General features: G+C 73.0%; 13 protein-coding genes. 12 read left to right on the top strand and 1 reads right to left on the bottom strand.

What is annotated here, in order from left to right; all coding sequences use genetic code 11:
• Positions 1 to 22: 22 nt before the first annotated feature.
• The 6 genes from C8054_RS03500 (at position 23) to C8054_RS03475 (ending at position 7,700) form a co-directional block, all read left to right on the top strand.
• Entirely contained in the window at positions 23 to 1,102 is a 1,080-nt protein-coding gene (locus C8054_RS03500; protein ID WP_107155208.1) for an STM4014 family protein, read from the top strand.
• Positions 1,090 to 1,893: an STM4013/SEN3800 family hydrolase gene (locus C8054_RS03495; RefSeq protein ID WP_107155253.1), complete on the top strand. Its 804-nt coding sequence runs from the start codon at positions 1,090 to 1,092 to the stop codon at positions 1,891 to 1,893. The genes C8054_RS03500 and C8054_RS03495 overlap by 13 nt, the downstream gene beginning before the upstream one ends.
• Entirely contained in the window at positions 1,890 to 3,215 is a 1,326-nt protein-coding gene (locus C8054_RS03490; protein ID WP_233219472.1) for an STM4012 family radical SAM protein, read from the top strand. The genes C8054_RS03495 and C8054_RS03490 overlap by 4 nt, the downstream gene beginning before the upstream one ends.
• Positions 3,212 to 4,081 carry an STM4011 family radical SAM protein gene (locus tag C8054_RS03485; RefSeq protein WP_107155206.1) on the top strand — a complete coding sequence of 290 codons (870 nt, stop codon included), beginning with the start codon at positions 3,212 to 3,214 and terminating at the stop codon, positions 4,079 to 4,081. Before C8054_RS03490 ends, C8054_RS03485 begins: the two co-directional genes overlap by 4 nt.
• A 272-nt stretch (positions 4,082 to 4,353) precedes the next feature.
• On the top strand, positions 4,354 to 5,811 hold the full coding sequence (locus C8054_RS03480) for an arabinofuranosidase catalytic domain-containing protein (RefSeq protein WP_107155205.1): 1,458 nt from the start codon (positions 4,354 to 4,356) through the stop codon (positions 5,809 to 5,811).
• Between the two features lie 197 nt (positions 5,812 to 6,008).
• On the top strand, positions 6,009 to 7,700 hold the full coding sequence (locus tag C8054_RS03475; RefSeq protein ID WP_107155204.1) for a serine/threonine-protein kinase: 1,692 nt from the start codon (positions 6,009 to 6,011) through the stop codon (positions 7,698 to 7,700).
• Between the two features lie 6 nt (positions 7,701 to 7,706).
• On the opposite strand, the gene rph is transcribed toward C8054_RS03475, so the two are convergent.
• Positions 7,707 to 10,313: a rifamycin-inactivating phosphotransferase gene (rph, locus tag C8054_RS03470; protein ID WP_107155203.1), complete on the bottom strand. Its 2,607-nt coding sequence runs from the start codon at positions 10,311 to 10,313 to the stop codon at positions 7,707 to 7,709.
• Positions 10,314 to 10,745: 432 nt separating this feature from the next.
• Between rph and C8054_RS03465 the strand changes: the two genes are divergently transcribed.
• The 6 genes from C8054_RS03465 to C8054_RS03440 all read left to right on the top strand — a co-directional run bounded on the left by C8054_RS03465 (position 10,746) and on the right by C8054_RS03440 (position 21,282).
• Complete coding sequence (locus C8054_RS03465) at positions 10,746 to 14,900, top strand: SpoIIE family protein phosphatase (protein ID WP_107155202.1); 4,155 nt, start codon at positions 10,746 to 10,748, stop codon at positions 14,898 to 14,900.
• Complete coding sequence (locus C8054_RS03460) at positions 14,897 to 15,196, top strand: STAS domain-containing protein (RefSeq protein ID WP_107155201.1); 300 nt, start codon at positions 14,897 to 14,899, stop codon at positions 15,194 to 15,196. Before C8054_RS03465 ends, C8054_RS03460 begins: the two co-directional genes overlap by 4 nt.
• Positions 15,197 to 15,617: 421 nt before the next feature.
• Positions 15,618 to 17,600, top strand: coding sequence for an alpha-L-fucosidase (locus C8054_RS03455; protein ID WP_107155200.1), 1,983 nt, complete (start codon positions 15,618 to 15,620; stop codon positions 17,598 to 17,600).
• 34 nt (positions 17,601 to 17,634) lie between these two features.
• Entirely contained in the window at positions 17,635 to 18,705 is a 1,071-nt protein-coding gene (locus tag C8054_RS03450; protein WP_107155199.1) for a sugar ABC transporter substrate-binding protein, read from the top strand.
• Positions 18,702 to 20,243: a sugar ABC transporter ATP-binding protein gene (locus C8054_RS03445; protein ID WP_107155198.1), complete on the top strand. Its 1,542-nt coding sequence runs from the start codon at positions 18,702 to 18,704 to the stop codon at positions 20,241 to 20,243. The genes C8054_RS03450 and C8054_RS03445 overlap by 4 nt, the downstream gene beginning before the upstream one ends.
• Positions 20,236 to 21,282 (top strand): ABC transporter permease, encoded by a 1,047-nt coding sequence (locus C8054_RS03440; RefSeq protein WP_107155197.1) that lies wholly within the window; start codon positions 20,236 to 20,238, stop codon positions 21,280 to 21,282. The genes C8054_RS03445 and C8054_RS03440 overlap by 8 nt, the downstream gene beginning before the upstream one ends.
• The last annotated feature ends 61 nt before the right edge of the window (positions 21,283 to 21,343 follow it).

Genomic DNA, 21,343 nt, shown 5'->3' with positions numbered 1-21,343 from the left:
CCGGTGGCGGTGGCGTGCTGACATGCGACTGACCGTGGTGGGCAATCCCGCGAACCGCCGGGTGGCGCTGTTCACCCGCGCGGTGCGCGCCGCGGGGCTGCCCGCCCCCGCCGTCCTGCCCTGGGCGGACGTGCTGACCGGGGCCGTCCCGCCGCCGGCCGGCGCACTGGTGCGGGTCGACTCCCCGGGAGAGGATCCGCACGTCGACCGGCTCCTGCGACGGTCGGCCACCGTCGCCCGGCACGGCGAGCTGATCGGCCTCGCCGACGCGTACGCCGGCCTGGTGGCCGGGCTCGACCGGGTCGCGGCCGGCGGCGCGGAGCTGCTGAACCCGCCGGCGGACGTCGCGGTGCTCTGCGACAAGCGGCGCTGCCACGCGGTGCTGTCGGCAGCCGGCGTGCCGGTGCCCGGCGCGCTGCCGCCGGTCGACGGTTATGCCGCGCTGCGCGAGGCGATGGCGGCGGCCGGGTGGGGGCGGGTGTTCGTCAAGCCGGCGCACGGGTCGTCCGCCGCCGGGGTGCTCGCGCTCGCGGTCGGTCCGCGCGGCGTGCGGGCCGACACCACCGTCGAGCCCACCCCGGACGGGTTGTTCAACTCGCTGCGGGTCCGCCGGCACACCGACGAGGCGACGATCGCCGCGATCGTCGACCGGCTGGCCCCGGACGGCCTGCACGTCGAACGGTGGCTGCCCAAGGCCGGCCTGCGGGACCGGGTGGTCGACGTGCGGGTGCTGGTGGTCGCCGGCCGGCCGACGCACGCGGTGGTGCGCGCCGCCCGGGGTCCACTGACCAACCTGCACCTCGGCAACGCCCGGGGCGACCTGGCCGAGCTGCGCGCCGCGGCCGGCCCGGCGGGCTGGTCGGCGGCGATGGAGACCTGCGAGCGCGTCGCCGCCTGCTTCGCCGGCTCGCTGCACGTCGGCGTCGACCTGATGTTCCTGACCGGGTGGCGCCGGCACGCGGTCGCCGAGGTGAACGCGTTCGGCGACCTGCTGCCCGGCGTGCTGACCGACGGCCGGGACGGCTACGCCGAACAGGTGCACGCGCTGACCAGCGGCCGGTGGCGGCGGTGGCGGGCGGGGGTGGCCGCATGCGCGGCCTGATCGGCAGCCACGACCTGCTCCTGGTCACGCTGGACACGTTGCGCCACGACGTGGCCGCCGAGCTGGTCGCGACGGGGCGGACGCCACGGCTGGCCCGGGCGCTGCCGGGCGGCCGGTGGGAGCGCCGGCACTCCCCTGCCAGCTTCACCTACGCCGCCCACCACGCGTTCTTCGCCGGCTTCCTGCCCACGCCGACCACGCCGGGGCCGCACGAGCGGCGGTTCGCGGCGGCGTTCCCGGGCAGCGAGACGGCCGGCGCGGACACCTGGGTGTTCGACGCCCCGGACCTGCCCACCGCGCTCGCCGCGGTCGGCTACCACACGCTCTGCCTGGGCGGGGTCGGTTTCTTCAACCGGCGTACCCCGCTCGGCGCGGTGCTGCCCGGCCTGTTCGCCGAGGCGCACTGGGAGCCGGAGTTCGGCGTCACGTCCCCCACCTGCCTGGACGCCCAACTCGACCGGCTGGCCGAGGTGCTGGCTCGGGTGCCGGCGGCCCGGCCGTTGTTCACCTTCCTCAACGTCGCCGCGCTGCACCAGCCGAACCGGCACCACCTGCCCGGCGCCGAGACCGACAGCCGGGCCAGCCACGCCGCCGCGCTGGAGTACGTCGACGGCCGGATCGACCGGCTGTTCCGGCTGGTCACCGGTCGGGGCCGGCCGGTGTTCACGATCATCTGCTCCGATCACGGCACCGCCTACGGGGAAGACGGCCACACCGGCCACCGGATCGGCCACGACGTGGTGTGGACCGTCCCCTATGCCGACTTCACCCTGCACCCGGGAGAATGGTGACCAGCACCGAACCGAGCCTCGACGGCTCCGCCTACCAGCAGTATCTCTACGCGTACCCGCACAAGACCTCCTACCGGGCGCTGCGGCCCCGGCCCCGGCTGGCCGACGTGTGGCGCGCCGAGGCGCGGGACGCGCTCTTCCTCTACCTGCACGTGCCGTTCTGCGAGATGCGGTGCGGCTTCTGCAACCTGTTCACCCGCGCCAACGCACCGGCCGAGCAGGTCACCGCATACCTACGTCAGGTGCGCCGGCAGGCCGGGCGGGTCGCCGAGGCGCTCGGCGCGGACGCCGGGTTCGCCCGCGCCGCGTTCGGCGGCGGCACCCCGACCTACCTCACCGCCGACGAGCTGACCGCGCTGTTCGCCGTCGCCACCGAGACGCTCGGCGCGCGCCTGCCGGGCGTACCGCTGTCGGTGGAGACCTCGCCGGCGACCGCGACGCCGGACCGGCTCGCGGTGCTCGCCGCGCACGGCACCACCCGGGTGAGCATCGGCGTGCAGAGCTTCCTCGACGTGGAGGCCCGCGCCGCCGGCCGGCCGCAACGCCGCGCCGAGGTGGAGGCCGCGCTGGCCGCGATCCGGGACGCGCGGATCCCGACGCTGAACATCGACCTGATCTACGGCATCGACGGGCAGACCGCCGACACGTGGCGGCAGAGCCTGGACGCGGCGCTGGCCTGGCGGCCGGAGGAGCTGTTCCTCTATCCGCTCTACGTCCGGCCGCTGACCGGGCTCGGGCGGCGGGCGCACGCCCGCGCCGACTGGGACGCCCAGCGCCTCGCGCTCTACCGGCAGGCGGTGGAGACGCTCGGCGCGGCCGGTTACCGACAGGAGTCGATGCGCCAGTTCCGCCGGGCCGACGCGCCGGCGGTCGACGGTCCGGGGTACTGCTGCCAGGACGACGGCATGGTCGGGCTGGGTTGCGGCGCCCGCTCCTACACCACCGCGTTGCACTACTCCTTCGACTACGCGGTGAGCGTGACGCAGGTGCGCGCGGTGCTCGACGACTACCTCGGCCGTCAGGCCGACGACTTCGCGTACGCCGAGTTCGGTTTCCGGCTGGACGACGCGGAGCAGCGGCGCCGCTGGCTGCTCACGTCGCTGCTGCGCGCCGACGGCGTGGACGCGGACGCCTACCGGGCCCGTTTCGGGCGGCTGCCGGTCGACGACTTCCCGCAGCTCGGCCGGCTCGTCGAGCGGGGCTGGGCCACCGACGGCGGGCTGCGGCTCACCGCGGCCGGGCTGGCCCGCTCCGACGCCGTCGGCCCGTGGTTGACCTCCGCCGAGGTCCGGCACGCGATGACCGGGTACGCGTTGCGATGACGCTGTCGATCCTCTACCGCGGTCCGCTGGCGAGCTGCAACTACGACTGTCCCTACTGTCCGTTCGCCAAGCGGCAGGACCCGCCGGAGCTGCTGCGCGCCGACCGGGCGGCGCTTGCCCGGTTCACCGGCTGGGTCGCGGCGACCACCGACGTGCGGCTGTCGGTGCTGTTCACGCCGTGGGGCGAGGCGCTGACCCGGCGCTGGTACCGGGACGCGATGGTGTCGCTGTCGCACCTGCCGCACGTGGACCGCGTGGTGGTGCAGACCAATCTCGCCGCCCGCGTCGACTGGCTGGCCGACGCCGACCCCGGCTCGGCCGCGCTCTGGACGACCTACCACCCGGGGCAGGTCGAGCGGGCGCGGTTCCTGGGCCGCTGCGCGCGCCTGACCGAGCTGGGCGTCCGGTACTCGGTGGGGGTGGTCGGCCTGCCCGAACACCTCGACGAGGCGCGGGCGCTGCGGGCGGCGTTGCCGCCGGCCGTCTACCTGTGGGTCAACGCGGCCGAGGGTCGCCGTTACGACGCCGAGGAGGAGGCGGCCTGGACGGCGCTGGACCCGCACTTCGGCTACAGCGTCCGGCCGCACCTGTCGCTCGGCCGGCCGTGCCACGCCGGGGAGACCGCCGTCTCGGTGCGGGGCGACGGCACGGTCCGCCGGTGCCACTTCATCCCCACCCCGATCGGCAACCTCTACGACGGCTCGTGGCGGGCCGCGTTGAAGCCCCGTGGGTGCGAGACCGCGGTCTGCGACTGCCACATCGGATACGTCCACCTCAAGCCGCTCGGCCTGCGGGAGGTCTTCGCCGGTGGGGTGCTGGAGCGGATTCCGGCCGGCTGGCCGCCGCCGGCCTCGACGCCGCGCTGACGGCCGGTCGGAACGGTTCCGCCCATTGACAGACCGTTGATGTTAACGAAAACATTGACAGGTGCCTCTTGGCGAGCGCACCGGGAGCTCAGCACTTCGCACCGCCGCCGGTCCAGGGCAGGCCGGCGCTGCTCGGGACGGTTGACCGAGGAACGGCAGGGGTCGACAACCGGCCACTCCCCCGCGCGAGGCTCACCTCATGCGCCATATGTGAGCGCTCACTTCGCCTCGGTCGGTCGTCGCCACCGCCACTCACGGACCGGGAGGTCCCCGTGCGACTCACGCACCATCCCCGCCACCGGGCGGCGTTGATCGCCGCCGCCACCACACTCACCCTCACCACCGCCGGCCTCACCGCCACCCAACTGCCCGCCGCGGCCGCCACCGGCTGCGCGGTCAGCTACACCGTCTCCTCGTCCTGGTCCGGCGGGTTCGGCGCCAACGTCACCGTCACCAACCTCGGCGACCCGGTCAGCAACTGGCGACTGACCTGGACGTTCGGCGCCGGCCAGACCGTCACCCAGTTCTGGAACACCACCATCATCCAGACCGGCGCCGCCGTCACCGCCGCCAACGTCTCCTACAACGGCGCCATCCCCACCGGCGGCAGCACCAGCTTCGGCTTCAACGGATCGTGGACCGGCAGCAACCCCGCCCCCACCAGCTTCGCGCTCAACGGCACCACCTGCACCGGCGGCGTCAGCACGCCGCCCTCGACGACGCCGCCGACGAGCACGCCACCCACCACGCCGCCACCGAGCACCCCGCCCCCGGGCGGCGACGGGCCGTGTGACATCTACGCGGCCGGCGGCACCCCCTGCGTCGCCGCGCACAGCACCACCCGGGCGCTGTTCCGCGCCTACAGCGGGCGGCTCTACCAGGTGCGCCGCGCCTCCGACAACACCACCCGCGACATCGCCACGCTCAGCGCGGGCGGGCCCGCCAACGCCGCCGCGCAGGACTCGTTCTGCGCCAACACCACCTGCGTCATCACCTGGATCTACGACCAGACGACGCGGGGCAACAACCTCGGCTACCAGGGTTCCGGCGGCATCGGCGGCGCGGTACAACCGGCCGTGGCGAACCGCGAGGCGATCACGGTCGGCGGCGCGAAGGCGTACTCGCTGTTCATCCCCGGCAACAGCAGCTACTGGCGCGACGGTCACCTGACCGGCGTCCCGACCGGCAGCGCGCCCGAGGGCATGTACATGGTCACCAGCGGCACGCACGTCAACAGCGGCTGCTGCTTCGACTACGGCAACAGCGAGACCACCCGCCGGGCCGACGGCGCCGGCGCGATGGACGCGATCTACTTCGGCACCAGTTGCTGGTTCGGCGGCTGCTCCGGCAGCGGCCCCTGGGTCCAGGCCGACCTGGAGTGGGGCCTCTACCCCGGCGGCAGCCAGACCTGGAACCCCAACCAGCGCGCCTTCACCAGCAAGTTCGTCACCGCCACGCTGAAGAACAACGGCACCTCACGGTTCGCCATCAAGGGCAGCAACGCCCAGTCCGGCAACCTGTACACGCTCTACGACGGGTCGCTGCCTCCCGGCTACAGCCCGATGAAGAAGCAGGGCGCGATCATCCTGGGCAGCGGCGGCGACTGCTGCATCGACAACAAGAACCAGAGCGTCGGCACGTTCTACGAGGGGGCCATGGTGGCCGGCTACCCCTCGGACGCGACCGAGAACGCGGTCCAGGCCAACGTCGTGGCCGCCGGCTACCGCTGAGCCGATCCGGCCGCCGCCGGGTCCCCACGGGGCGGCGGCCGGATCACGGGCGGACCCGGTCGCCGGGGACGGGACGCCGCACGCCGGGCGGGCGCGGGACGGACGGTAGGCTGCGGGCGGTCATCGGGGCGTCCGAAGGGGAACTGCGTGACAGGCGTGTCGGTTCGCGGGGCGGTTGCGGCCTGCGGAGGCCCGGAGTGAACGAGGGACTGCGTCCCGGTGACCCGGTCCGGCTCGGTGGCTACGAACTGCTCGGCCGGCTCGGCGAGGGCGGCATGGGCAGCGTGTTCCTGGCCCGGTCGCCCCAGGGCCGGCAGGTAGCGGTCAAGGTGGTCCGCGCCGAACTGTCCCACCACGACGAGTTCCGGGGCCGGTTCCGCAGCGAGGTGAACCGGGCCCGCCAGGTGCCGCCGTTCTGCACCGCCGAGGTGCTGGACGCCGACCCGGACCACGAACCGCCGTACCTGGTGGTGGAGTACGTCGACGGGCCCAGCCTGGTGCAGGTGGTCCGGGACCGGGGGCCGATGACGACGGCCGGCGTGCACGGCATCGCGGTCGGGGTGGCCACCGCGCTCACCGCCATCCACGGCGCCGGCGTGATCCACCGGGACCTGAAACCCGCCAACGTGCTGGTCGCGCCCGGCGGGATCAAGGTCATCGACTTCGGCATCGCCCGCGCGTTCGAGGCCACCAGCCAGCACACCCGGACCGACCAGATGGTCGGCACCGTCGCGTACATGGCTCCGGAGCGGTTCGAGAGCGCGTCCGGCCAACGCACCGGCCCGGCCGCGGACATCTTCGCCTGGGGCGCCGTGGTCGCCTTCGCCGCGACCGGCCGGACGCCGTTCGAGGGCGAGTCCGCCACCGCCACCGCGATGCGGATCATGACCCAGCCGCCGGACCTGACCGGTCTGGACGGGCCGCTGCGGGAGCTGGTCTCCCGGGCGCTGGAGAAGGATCCGGCCGACCGGCCCTCGGCCCGGGACCTGCTCGACGGCCTCCTGACCGCGGCCGCGCCGGCGGGTGGGGTCGCCGTCCGGGCCGCCGGGCCGGTGACGCCCGCCGGCGCGGCAGCGGCGAGCGGCCCCGGTGCCGGTCCCGGCCCCGCCACCGGCGCGGGAGCGAACGCCGACCCTGCGGCGGGAGGCGGCCCCGACGGCACGGACCGGGGCGCCGCGGCGGACGCCGGCGCGGCCACGACGCGGCGCCGCCGGCTCATCGGGCTGGCCGCCGGCGCGGCCGTGATGGCGGTGCTGGTGCCGGCCGCGCTGTTCGGCGCGGACCTGGTGGGCGACCGGTCCGGTTCGACGCCCACCGGCTCCGCCGGCAGCGGCACGCCGACCCCTGGCGGCCCGCCGTCCGCGTCCCCCTCGACCGGCGGCACGCCCGCCGCGACGCCCGCGTCCCGCACCCCGGGCGGGTCGCCGTCGGCGACGGCCGACCGGACCCGGGCCATGCTGGCCGGTCAGCGCCGGCTCCTGCTGCACGTGGTGGAGATCGACCGGGACCTGTCGCTGCCGTTCGACGGTGAGCTGACGGTCGGCGACGGCACCGGCAAGGACGCGCTCTTCGTGCTCGAACCGGTCGGCGTCGACTACATGATCAAGTCGGTGAACCCGGACATCGCGCACCGTCCGTGCCTCGGCGTCAAGCTCGACCCCGAGGGGTACGCGTCCCTGGTCGGCGCCGAGTGCGAACCCACCGGGGCCACCGTGTTCAGCATCTCCAAGGAGGGCAAGGACGACAAGGGCCGCACCTCCTACTCGATCGTCAGCGAGAAGTACGGCGTGGTGCAGTGGGAGGACACCGAGAAGGAGATCTACGTCCAGGAGATGGGCGACGCCCCGATCGACACCACGTTCAGCCTGGTCGACCGGGGCGCCGCCTGAGCCGGATCAGGTCAGCAGCTCGACGTACCCGCCGGAGCCGTGCACGCGGATCCGCTGCCCGTCGGGGATCAGCCGGGTGGCCCGCGGCACGTTCACCACGGCCGGCAGGCCGTACTCCCGGGCGATGACCGCGCCGTGGGTCATCGGCCCGCCCACCTCCGTCACCAGGCCGGCCACGGCGACGAACAGCGGCGTCCAACTCGGGTCGGTGTGGACGGTGACGAGGATGTCGCCCGGTTCGAGGTCCGCGCGGGCCAGGTCGAGGATGACCCGGGCCCGACCCTCCACCGTGCCGGCCGACACCGGCACGCCGGCCAGCGCGCCGCTCGGCAGGTCGTCGCGCCGGTACGCCCCGTGGACCGCCTCGCCGTCCGAGGTGAGCACGCGGGGTGGCGTGAGCGCCTGGTGGAACCGGAACGTCTCCGCGCGCTCGCGGACGAGCCGCGCGTCCACCCGGCGCGTCCGCACCGCGTCGCGGAACTCGTCGAAGGTGAGGAAGAAGACGTCCTCCCGGTCGGGCAGCACACCGTCGCGTACCAGCCGGTCGGCCTCCGCCATCAGCGCCTGCTTGTAGACGAGGTAGCGGCTCACGATGGCGTACTTCGGGTACTCGCGGTAGCCGATGAAGGTCCGGACCCGGTCGATCATCCGCTGGGTCTCGTCGGCCTTGCGGTCCCCGTCCGGCAGGGCCCGGAGCCGGTCGAGCACCTCCCGGGCCTTCCGCTGCACCGCCTGCCGGCCCTGCGCGAAACGCCGTCCGGCGGCGCCGGGCGCGAAGTTCCGGACGTGGTCGAGGATCAGCGGTACGAGGGTGGCCGGCCGCTCGCTCCACCGTGGCCGGGTGATGTCGATCTCGCCGACGCACCGCATGCCGTACCGGTCGAGGTAGTCCTGGAGGGCGTCGTGTGCCTCGCGTCCGCCCGGCAGCTTCGGCAGCTCGTCCAGGAAGCCGTCGTCGTCCGCGACGTCCCGCAGGAACGCCACCACCTCGGGGTGGGGGCGGATGACGTCGGCGACGTCGAGCAGCGCCAGGCCCATCTCCGAGGTGACGTTGCCGGGGGCGGACAGCGTGAGCGTGTCGGCGGCGTTCCGCTCGCCCAGCCACTCCCCCAGCTTGTCGTTGAGCCACCAGGTGGCCTCCATCCCGGCCATGATCGCCTGCATGTTGACCGGGTCGACGAGGGCCCGCTTGTGCTCCGGGAACGCCTCCGCCACCAGGAAGTCGAACAACGCCGGCCCGGTCCGGGTGCCGATGTCGCGCCGCAGCGCGGCGATGCTGGCCCGACTCCGCTCGATCAGCGCGGTGACCACGGCCGGGTCGGTCTCGATCGTCGCCGACGGCAGCCCGGGGGGCGGACCGGCGGGGCCGTCGTCGGCCCGCGTCGGCACGACGTCACCGCGCTCCAGGATCGTCTCCAGCGCGTCCCTGGTCAGCGGATCCGATCTGGTCATCAGGTCCAGGAAGGCGGCCCGGCCCGCCGGGGTGGCCAGGTGCCGGGTGGCGTCGACGAACAGCCGGCCACCGGCCTCGTGCATCGGCGCCATGGCGGTCAGCCGCCACATCGACAGCCCCAGCGGCTTCATCGCGTCGGTCATCATCTGCTGGTGGCCGACCGAGAGGTAGACGTGGTTCTGCCCGTCGTCGACCACCGGGACCGGGAACAGCGTGGTGATCGGGCGGCTCTGGAGGATGTGGAGTTCGCCGTCGGCCAGGGCCCACTCCACGTCCTGCGGGCCGCCGAACCGCGCCTCGATCAGCCGCCCGAGCCGGACGAGACGGACGACCTGCTCGTCGGTCAGCGCGGGCTGCTCCCGCCGGGCCGGATCGACCGCCTCAGTCCGCGTCCCGCCGCCCGGCACGGCGCGGACGGCCCGCGCCTTGGTGGCGATGGTCCGGGCGAGGACCCGGTCGTCGCGTACCGTGAACCGGTCCGGGGTGACCAGGCCGGCGACCAGGGCCTCGCCCAGACCGAAGCCGGCCTCCACGGTGGCGACCTTCCGGTTTCCGCTGACCGGGTCGGCGGTGAACAGGATCCCCGCCGCGTCCGGGAGCACCATCCGCTGCACCACCACGGCCATCTGCACCGTACGGTGATCGATGCCGTTGCGGAGGCGGTAGGTCACCGCCCGCTCGGTGAACAGCGACGCCCAGCACCTGGCGACGTGGGTGCGGATCTCGTCCGGGCCGACCACGTTCAGGTAGGTGTCCTGCTGGCCGGCGAAGGAGGCCGTCGGCAGGTCCTCCGCCGTCGCGCTGGACCGCACCGCGTAGGCGGCGTGCGCGCCGAGCCCGGCCAGCGCCCCGCTGATCGCCGCCGCGACCTCGCCCGGCACGGTCGCCTCCTCGACGACGCGGCAGATCTCGGCGCTGACCGTCCGGATCGCCTGCCGCTCGTCGGGGCCCAGCCCGCAGAGCCGGTCGAGCGGCGCGTCGAGTGCCGGCAGGTCCGCCACGGCCCGCCGGTACGCGTCGGTGGTCACACAGAAGCCGGGCGGCACGCTCACCCCGTCGAGCCGCGACAGCGCCCCCAGGTGCGCGCCCTTCCCACCGACGGTTGCGAGCTGCTCCTCGTCGATCTCGTCGAACCCGACCACGTATCGTCCGGCCCTCATCGTGCCCCCGTTTCCCCAGCTCATCCGCGTCCGGCCGACGATTCTGCGGCACCACCGGGGTCTTGCCGCAAGCCCCGGGGTGCGATATACGTTAGAAGTGGCAGGGAGCGCGTCTCCCTGCCTTCGGCGTTTTCCGGCCTTCCCCGCGGCGTCCGTGGCGTCCGGCGGCAGGCCCCGGTCCGCGCACACCCACGCCTCGGCCGACGACGACGGGAAGCGTCACAGCGGCCGGGCGGGCAGCGGCCGGGAGTGTGGCACTCCCGACGGCGGTCGGTGGCATGGCAGGGACGCCATCGGGGCAAGACCGGAACGGAGAGCTACTCCGAGGGGCCGTTCGAGCGACTCGCTGACGGGTTGTATCCGGATTTGTCGCCCACGGTGGTGCGTCGACCTGGACGAGCGGGATCTGCTGTGGTGAGGGAGACTCGGGCGATGACCGGCGCTGGCACCGACCCGCGGACACGTGCCGACGTGTTCGCCGTCGACGGTGAGATCGGCCCGGATCTGGCTCGGGTCGACTGGTCGACCCATCCGCTGGGGCAGCCCGACGCGTGGCCGCAGAGCCTGCGGACGACGGTGCGCATCCTGCTCTCCTCCCGCTTCCCGATGTGGATGGCCTGGGGCCCCGAGCTGACGTTCTTCTGCAATGCCGCCTACCGCCGCGACACGCTGGGCCGCAAGTACCCGTGGGCGTTGGGCCGACCGGCGAACGAGGTGTGGGCGGAGATCTGGGCCGACATCGGCCCCCGCATCGACACCGTGCTGCGCACCGGCGAGGCGACCTGGGACGAAGGGCTGCTGCTGTTCCTGGAACGGGCCGGCTACCGGGAGGAGACCTACCACACGTTCTCCTACAGCCCACTGCGCGACGACGACGGCACGCTGGTCGGGATGCTCTGCGTGGTCAGCGAGGAGACCGAGCGGGTCATCGGCGAGCGCCGGATGGCCACGCTGCGGGACCTCGGCTCCGACCCGAGCGTGATCCGCACCGAGCAGGAGACGCTCGCCTTCGCCGGTCGCCAGTTGGGGCGCAACGCGCACGACCTGCCGTTCACGCTGACGTACCTGTTCGGTGACGAGGGCGACGCGCGGTTGGCGGAGGCGACCGGGTTCGCCGCCGGCCATCCGGCGGCGCCGGCCACGCTCTCGCTCGACGACCCCGACGCGGTCTGGCCGGCCCGGGCGGTCACCGAGGGGGACCTGGTCCGGGTGCCGCTGGACTCCGCCGTGCGCCACGACCTGCCGACGGGCGCCTGGCCGGACCCGCCGACCGAGGCCCTGCTGGTGCCGCTGCGCCAGCAGGGCGGCACGCCGTACGGGTTCCTGGTGGCCGGGCTCAACCGCTACCGGGCCCTCGACGACGGCTACCGCGGGTTCGTGGAACTGACCGCCGGGCATGTGGCGACCGGGATCGCCAGCGCCCGCAGCTACCAGGCCCAGCAGCGGCGGGCCGAGGAGCTCGCCGAGCTGGACCGGGCGAAGACCGCGTTCTTCTCCAACATCAGCCACGAGTTCCGCACCCCGCTGACGCTGATCATGGGGCCGGTGGACGAGTTGCGGGGCCGGCTGCGGGACGCCGACGGGCCGGTCCGCGAGGAGCTGGAGGTCATCCGCCGTAACGGGCTGCGCCTGGGCAAGCTCGTGAACAGCCTGCTCGACTTCTCCCGGATCGAGGCCGGCCGGATGCAGGCCCGCTACCAGCCGGTGGACCTGGCCGCGGTGACCGCCGACCTGGCCAGCGTCTTCCGCTCGGCGGTAGAACGCGCCGGCCTGACCTTCGAGGTCGACTGCCCGCCCCTGCCCGAGCCGGTGCACATCGACCCCGGCATGTGGGAGAAGGTGGTGCTCAACCTGCTCAGCAACGCCCTGAAGTTCACCTTCGACGGCAGCGTGCGGGTCGAGCTGCGCGCCGAGCACGGGCAGGCCGTGCTTCGGGTGGTCGACACCGGCATCGGCGTCGCCGAGGAGGAGATGCCCCGGCTGTTCGAGCGGTTCCACCGCATCGAGAACGCCCGCTCCCGCTCCGACGAGGGCAGCGGCATCGGGCTGGCCCTGGTCAAGGAGCTGGTCACGCTGCACGGTGGCAGCATCACCGCCAGCAGCACGGTGGGCCGGGGCACCGCGTTCACGGTCCGGCTGCCGTTCGGCTACGCCCACCTGCCGGCCGACGCGATCGCCCCGGCCGGCTCCGGCCGGGTGGCGGTCTCCGCCGAGCCGTTCGTGCAGGAGGCGCTGCGCTGGCTGCCCGGCGACCCGACGGCCGAGGTCGTCCGGGAGGACGCGACACCGGTCGAGGGTCCCGCGCCGGCCCGGCCGGGGCAGGTCCCGGCCCGGGTCCTGGTCGCCGACGACAACGCCGACATGCGCGAGTACCTCACCCGTCTGCTGCGCTCGGCCGGGCACCGGGTGCGGGCGGTGGCCGACGGCCAGGAGGCGTTGGAGGCCGCCCGCACGCACACGCCGGACCTGGTGGTCAGCGACGTGATGATGCCCCGGCTCGACGGCCTGCAACTGGTGGCCGCGCTGCGGGCCGATTCCCGGACCGCCGGCACGCCGGTGCTGCTGCTGTCCGCCCGCGCCGGCGAGGAGGCCGCCATCGAGGGGTTGGAGGCGGGCGCCGACGACTATCTGGTCAAGCCGTTCCCGGCCGCCGAGCTGCTGGCGCGGGTGCGGGCGAACGTGGAGCTGGCCCGGCTGCGCAACCACCACGCCCGCTGGCGCACCGCGCTCATCGACTCGTTGCAGGAGGCGTTCTTCGTCTGCGACGAGGCCGGCGCGGTCGTCGAGATCAACGCGGCGTTCACCGACATCCTCGGCTACGGCCCCGAGGACCTGCCCTACCTGCCGGTGCAGCCGTGGTGGCCGGACCCGGAGGCCGAACCCGAGGCGCACCGTCAGGTGTCCGCCGCGTTCTCGGTGCTGATCGGCCAGACGAAGGGCACCTACACCGTGCCGGTGACCCACCGCGACGGGCACCGGCTCTGGATCGCGACCGCGTTCAACCAGGTCGACGACCCGGACACCGGACGCCGGGTCATCGTGGGCACGTTCCGCGACGTCACCACCGAGCACTACGCCGTGCAGCGGGAGACCGCCCTGGCCGGGCTGAGCCTCCGGCTGTCACAGGCGGAGGATCTCGCCGACGCCCTGCACGGGGTGCTGGACGAGATGCGCAAGCTGTGGCGCGCCACCGGCGTGGTCACCGCCGTCTTCGGCGACACCGCCGGGCCTGACGTCACCGCTACCGACCCGCTGCTCCAGTGGGACACTCTGCCCGACGAGCGCCGGCAGGAGTTGCTGGCGTTGCGGGACACGCCGCTGCTGACCCCGGTGGCGACGCCGGCGCACGGGGCCGGCATCGCGCTGGAGCATCCGGACGGCACCATGGCGCTCTGGATCGACCTGGGCGAGAAGCGGCCCTTCACCGAGCAGGACCAGACGCTGCTGGCGCTGCTCGCTGGCCACGTCGCCCAGGGGCTGCACCGGGTGCACCAGATCGACCAGCAACGGGAGACCGCGCTGGCCCTGCAACGGGCGATCCTCGGCCCGGCCCAGCTGCCCGCCGGCTTCGCCGTGCGCTACGCCCCGGCGTCGCTGCCGCTCAAGGTCGGCGGCGACTGGTACGACACGGTCGAGCTGCCGGACGGGCGGATCGCGATCGTGGTCGGCGACTGCGTCGGCCACGGCCTGCGGGCCGCCACCGTGATGGGGCAGCTACGCAGCGCGTGCCGGGCGCTGCTGTTGCAGGACGCCAGCCCGGCCCAGACGCTGATGGCGCTGGACCGGTTCGCCGCCCTGCTCCCGGGCGCGCAGTGCGCGACCGTCCTCTGCGGTGTGCTGGACCCGGCGTCCGGCCGGCTGCGCTACTCCAGCGCCGGGCACCCACCGGCCATCGTGGTGCACCCCGACGGCACGTCCGAACTCCTCGACCAGGGCCGGTCCCGCCCACTCGCGGTCCGCACCGGGCGGGAACGCCCGGAGGCGGAGGTCACCGTGCCGGCCCGGGCCACGCTCATGCTCTACACCGACGGGCTGGTCGAACGGCGCCGCCAGCCGCTGACCGCCGGCATCGACCGGGCCGTCACGGCGATCCAGGAGGGCCGGGGCGTCCCGGTCGAGGCGCTGGCCACCGCGGTGATGGACCAGCTCACCCCGGAGGCCGGGTACGACGACGACGTGGCTCTGCTGCTCTACCGGCACCCCGGGCCGCTGGAGCTGGACTTCCCCGCCGAGTCGTCCCGGCTGGCCGAGGTGCGTACCGCGTTGCGCGGGTGGCTGGACCGGTGCGGGCTGGCCCCGGCGAACTCCTACAACGTGCTGGTGGCCGCCGGCGAGGCGTGCGCCAACGCGATCGAGCACGGCCACCGGGACAGTCCCGGCGGGCGGATCCGGTTGCGCGCCGCCGCCACCGCCGACGCCCTGCGGCTGAGCGTCACCGACAGCGGGCACTGGCGGGACCGGGACCGTCCGTCGGACCCGCACCGGGGCCGCGGGCTGGTGCTCATGCGTGCTCTGATGGACTCCATCACGGTGACCCCGGGGGCCACCGGCACCACAGTCGACATGCAGGCAAGGATCATCCGATGAGCACGGCCCTGACGCTCACCACCGGCAGCGACCCCGACGGGGGGCGCGTGCTGACCGCGGTCGGCGAGATCGACATGAGCAACGCGGCCGCCTTCGCCGCCGCGCTCGACGACGCCGTCCGGCCCGACGGCGGCCCCCTCGTGGTCGACCTGACCGCGGTGGAATATCTGGACAGCGCCGGCCTGGCCGTGCTGTTCCCGCACGCCGAACGCATCGCGCTCGTCGCCAGTCCGTTGCTGGAACCGCTGCTCACCATCTCCGGGCTGGCCGACCTCACCACCGTGCGCAGCGGTTGAGGATCCGACCGGAGGTGGGCGGGCGGACGGTCTCCGGCTGAGCTGACGGTGCCCAGCGGATCGTTCTGATACGAGCGTCCCCGCCGGCGTTTCCCCGGGAGCTTCCTCGTGACATCTCCGAGGCCCTTCGACGAGTCCCTCGCTTCCGCTCGGGCGGCTCCTGCTCGCCGGAGCCACTGGGAACCTGTGCTTCCTACCCGGTCCCCGCAGCACCGCACCCCTCGCATCCCGCAACCTTCAGAAGCATCGATGTTAGCGTTAACGCTGGTGGCGGCGCTGACGCGGCATTCATAAGACGTATGGCCTCTTGTCTGCCCACCTTTACCCGAGTGCAAGCGTTGACGTTACGCAGATGTAACGCTTAACGTCTGATGTCTCAGTCATGTGAGCCCCCTCACCCACCACCTTCGGAGGGATCACCATGTCCCGTCCCCACCTCACCCGCCGTTCACTCCTCGCCGCTCTCGGTGCCGGCGGGGCCGCGGTCGCCGTCGGCGGCGTCCTCCGTCCCGGGTCCGCCGCCGCCGCCATCCCCGGACCCGCCAGCTACGCCGAGACGTGGGCGTCGGTCGGTCAGCACCCGGCCGCGCCGGAGTGGTTCCAGGACGCCAAGTTCGGCGTCTACTTCCACTGGGGAGCGTTCAGCGTTCCGGCGTACGCCAACGAGTGGTACCCGCGCAACATGTACAACAACGGCTCCAACGAGAACAACCACCACAAGTCCGTCTACGGTGACCCGTCGGTGTGGCCTTACCACAACTTCATCAACGGCGCGAACGACCGGTCGGGCCGGTTCGTGCAGTTCGCGCCCCGGCTGCGCTCGGCCGGCGGCAACTTCGACCCCGGCGAGTGGGCCCAGTTGTTCGCCGACGCCGGCGCGAAGTTCGCCGGGCCGGTGGCCGAGCACCACGACGGTTTCTCCATGTGGAACAGCCAGGTCAACGAGTGGAACTCGGTGGCCCGCGGTCCACGGCTGGACCTGCTCCGCCTGCACACCGACGCGATCCGGGCCCGCGGCCTCAAGGTCATGGTCGCCATGCACCACGCGTACAACTTCACCGGCTTCTACCAGTGGGCACCGCAGCAGTCCGACGCCAGCCTGCGCAAGCTCTACGGGCAACTGGGCACCGCGGCGGAGGAGCAGCTCTGGTACGACAAGCTCCGCGAGGTCATCGACCAGGCCCAGCCGGACATGATCTGGCAGGACTTCAACCTCAGCCGGATCAGCGAGGCGCAACGGCTGCGGTTCCTGGCCTACTACTACAACCGGGCCGTGGCGTGGAACAAGGAGGTCGTCGCCACCTACAAGGACGGGTTGGACCTCGGCGGCACGGTCTTCGACTACGAGCGCGGCGGTCCCGCCGCACTGCGTCAGCCGTACTGGCTCACCGACGACAGCATCAGCAGCTCCAGCTGGTGCTACACGGTGGGGATCGGCTACTACTCGCTGAACCAGATGCTGCACTCGCTGCTCGACCGGGTCAGCAAGAACGGCAACATGGTGCTCAACATCGCGCCGGTGGCCGACGGCACCATCCCCGACGGACAGCGCAGCATCCTGCTCGCCATCGGCGACTACCTGCGCCGCTTCGGCGAGTCCGTCTACGCCACCCGGGCCTGGACGACGTACGGCGAGGGCCCCACCCAGATGGGCGGCGGTTCCTTCAGCACCCCGCGCGCCGGCACCGCCCGGGACATCCGGTTCACCCGCAGCAAGGACAACCGGGTGCTGTACGCCACGTTCCTCGGCTGGCCGGGCAGCACCGCCACCATCACCACGCTGGCGTCGGGCCGGATCAACCTCGGCACCCTGACCGGGGTGCAACTGCTCGACACCAACGCCGGCAGCTACGTCAACCTGCCGACCCGCACCCAGGACTCCAGCGGCCTGCGGATCACCATGCCGTCCGCCGGCGCGCCGTTCAACGCGCCCGCGTACGTGGTCAAGCTGACGTTCAGCGGCCCGATCCCGGCGCTCGGCGGCGGCTCGACCACCTGGCAGCGGATCACCAACGTGACAAACGGCCTGGCGCTCGACAGCGGCGGCAACGTCGCCTCCGGCTCCCCGCTGAAGCAGTGGAGCTGGGACGGCAGCACGAACCTCCAGTGGCAGCTCGTCGACCTGGGCACCGGGTACCACCGGATCGTCAACCGGACCAACGGCATGGTCGTCGACGGGTTCGGCCAGACCACCAACGGCGCCGCCGCCCAGCAGGCGTCCTGGAACGGCGGCAACAGCCAGCAGTGGCAGCTCACCGACCAGGGCAACGGGCGGTACCGGATCGCCAACCGGGCCACCGGCCTGGTGCTCGATGGGGGCGGCCAGGTCGCCTCCGGCTCCACGGTCAAGCAGTGGAGCTGGGACGGCAGCACCAACCTGCTGTGGACCCTCGCCACCGTCTGAATCCCCGAAGCCACGTCCGACCTGGAGGACCACGATGACCCGTAGAGCTCTGCTGGGGCTGGGCCTGACGATGACGCTCGTCGCCTCGGCCACGCTCGCCGCCGGCTGCGGCGACGGTGCGGGGAAGGACAGCGGCTCGGGCGGCTCCGCCCCGCTCGTCGGGGTGGACTACCCCCGATCCGACACCGACTTCTGGAACTCGTACATCAGGTACGTGCCGACGTTCGCGAACGAGCTGGGCGTCGACCTGAAGACCACCAACTCGCAGAACGACATCGCCAACCTGATCTCGAACGCCCAGACCTTCATGAGCCAGGGGGTCAAGGGCGTGGTGATGGCCCCGCAGGACACCGCCGCGATCGCGCCGACGCTCCAGCAACTGGCCGCCAAGAAGATCCCGGTGGTCACCATCGACACCCGCCCGGACTCCGGCGAGGTGGCGATGGTGATCCGCGCCGACAACCGTGCCTACGGCACCAAGGCGTGCAAGTTCCTCGGCACCAAGCTCGGCGGCAAGGGCAAGGTGGTGATGTTGCAGGGCGGCCTCGACTCGATCAACGGCCGGGACCGGACCGAGGCGTTCCACGAGTGCATGCGCGCCGACTACCCGGGCGTCACGGTGTTCGGCGAGGCGACCGACTGGAAGGCCGACGTGGCGGCCAGCAAGCTCCAGACCCGGTTCGCGTCGGACCCGGACATCAAGGGCATCTACATGCAGTCCTCGTTCGCGCTCTCCGGCACGCTCCAGATCCTCAAGCAGCGCGGTCTCCAGGTCCCGGCGAGCGACCCGAAGCACGTCTTCGTGGTCTCCAACGACGGCATCCCGGAGGAGCTGGCCGACATCGGCAAGGATCTGATCGACGCCACCGTCAGCCAGCCCGCCGACCTGTACGCCAGGTACGGCCTGGAGTACGTGAAGGCGGCGATCGACGGCAAGACGTTCCAGCCCGGCCCGACCGACCACCACAGCACGATCATCCAGGTACGGGAAGGGCTGCTGGAGGACCAGCTCCCCGCGCCACTGGTGACGAAGGACGGCGCGCCGGTCGCGGGCGAGCCCACCCTGAAGTTCGACGACAGGTCCCTGTGGGGCAACACCGCATGAGCGTCCGCTCACCCGCCTCGACCGACGGGCCGGCCGGCGACCTCCGGCCCGTCGTGGAGGCCGTCCACATCACCAAGCGTTTCGGGTCGACGACCGCCCTCGCCGACGCCGGCATCGTGGTCCGGCCCGGCGAGACGCACGCCCTGGTGGGCCGCAACGGCGCCGGCAAGTCGACGCTGGTCAGCATCCTCACCGGCCTCCAGGCGCCGGACGACGGGGCGGTGGCCTTCGACGGCCGGCCCGCGCCGCCGCTCGGTGACCGGGCCGCCTGGCGTCGGCGGGTGGCCTGCGTCTACCAGAAGTCCACGATCATCCCCACGCTCACCGTGGCGGAGAACCTGTTCCTCAACCGGCACGACCGCGGTCGCGGCGGGCTGATCCGCTGGTCGCGGCTGCGCCGGGCGGCGCAGGAACTGCTGGCGACCTGGTCGGTCGACGTGGACGTGCGGCAACCCGCCTCGACCCTGTCGGTCGAGCAGCGGCAGTTCGTGGAGATCGCCCGGGCGCTGTCGTTCGGCGCCCGGTTCATCATCCTCGACGAACCGACCGCGCAGCTCGACGGCGCCGGCATCAACCGGCTGTTCGACCGGCTCCGTGACCTGCGGGCCCACGGGGTGACCTTCCTGTTCATCAGCCACCACCTCCAGGAGATCTACGAGATCTGCGACCAGGTGACGGTCTTCCGCGACGCTCGGCACGTCGTCACCGCACCGGTGGCCGAGCTGAGCCGGCCGGCCCTGGTGGCGGCCATGACCGGGGAGGACGTGACCATGCCGGCGGCCGACCACCCGCCGCTGCCGGCCGACGCCCCCGTGCTGCTGTCGGTCCGCGACCTGGTCACCCCGTCCGGCGCCGAACTGTCCCTGGAGACCCGGGCCGGCGAGGTGGTCGGCCTCGCGGGCGGCGGCGGCAGCGGCAAGGTCGAGGTGGCCGAGGCGATCGTCGGCCTGACCCGCCGCGCCGGTGGGACGGTCGCCGTCGACGGGCGCGTGCTGCGGCCGGGCAGCGTGCCCGACGCCCTCGACGCCGGGGTGGGCCTGGTGCCGCAGGACCGGCACCGCGAGGGCCTGGTGCCACTGCTGTCCATCGCGGAGAACGTCACGATGACCGTGCCGGAGCGCATCGCGCGGCGTGGGCTCATCTCACCGGGGCGCCGGGACGCCGCGGCCCGCGCCGCCATCACCGAGCTGGCCGTCAAGGCGGCCGGACCACACGTCCCCGTCGCCGACCTGTCCGGCGGCAACCAGCAGAAGGTGGTGATGGGCCGGGCGTTGGCCAACGACCCGAAACTGCTGGTGCTCATCACGCCGACGGCCGGCGTCGACGTGCGGTCCAAGCAGACCCTGCTGGGCGTGGTGGAACAGGTACGCCGCCGGGGCGCCGCCGTACTGATCGTCTCCGACGAACTCGACGACCTGCGGATCTGTGACCGCGTCCTGGTCATGTTCGCCGGGCGGGTCATCCGCGAGCTGGCCCACGGCTGGCCCGACAACGAGCTGGTAGCCGCCATGGAAGGGGTGGATCTCCACCATGCCTGAGACGCTGTCCACCATGACGTCGCCGCCGGCCGGGGCGTCCCCGTCGGCCCCGCCGTCGACCTCCGCACGAAGCCTGGTCCTCACCCGCCTGCGGGACCTGGCCCTGGTGCCGGCGATCATCGCGGTCGCCGTCGTCGGTTCGCTCGTGAATCCCGTCTTCCTCAGCACCGACAACCTCCTCAACGTGCTGCAGAGCATGTCGGAGATCGCCATCCTGGTGCTGGCCCAGACCATCGTGCTGATCACCGGCAAGATGGACCTGTCGCTGGAGTCCACCTTCGGCCTGGCCCCGGGCATCGCGGCCTGGCTGGTCGTCGACCCGGCACTCACCCGCGGTCTCGGGCTCGACGTGCTGCCCGACGGCCTGGCGGTGCCGGTGGTCCTGCTCGTCGGCGCCCTGGTCGGCGCCGTCAACGGGCTGCTGATCGTCCGCTTCGGCCTCAACGGCTTCATCGTGACGCTGGGCATGCTGATCGTCCTGCGCGGACTGCTCACCGGGATCTCCGGTGGTCAGACGTTCTTCGCGCTGCCGGCGTCGATGACCTACCTCGGCTCGGCCACCTGGTTCGGCGCGCCGGCGTCCATCTGGGTGTCGCTGCTGTTGTTCGCGGTCGGGATCGTGGTGCTCGGTTACACCCGTGTCGGCCGGGCGTTGTACGCCATCGGCGGCAACGCCGACGCGGCCCGCGCCGCCGGCATCCGCACCGACCGGGTGTTGTGGGCCGCCCTCGTGGTGGCGAGCGTGCTGGCCGCGCTCGCCGGGTTGCTGATCAGCGGGCGGCTCGCCGCGGTGCCGGCGGCGCAGGGCGACGGCGCCATCTTCCAGGTGTTCGCGGCGGCGGTCATCGGCGGGGTCAGTCTCAACGGCGGCAAGGGCAGCGTGTTCGGCGCCTTCACCGGCGTCCTGCTCCTCTTCATGATCATCAACGTGCTCACGCTCGCCGGGGTCCCCGCCCAGTGGACGAACTTCCTCAACGGCGCCGTCATCCTGGTCGCCCTGACGGTCTCCCGGATCACCGGCGGCAAGGCGCAGACATGACGCCGCCGCCGCGTCCGGCGCCGCCGACGAGCCAGCCCACCTCCACCGACCGGGAGAACCG

Origin of the sequence: Micromonospora sp. RP3T (assembly GCF_003027925.1) — a bacterium.
GTDB lineage: Bacteria > Actinomycetota > Actinomycetes > Mycobacteriales > Micromonosporaceae > Micromonospora.
The sequence above is the reverse complement of the archived record's forward strand: the minus strand, read 5'-3'. Positions and strand labels throughout refer to the sequence as shown.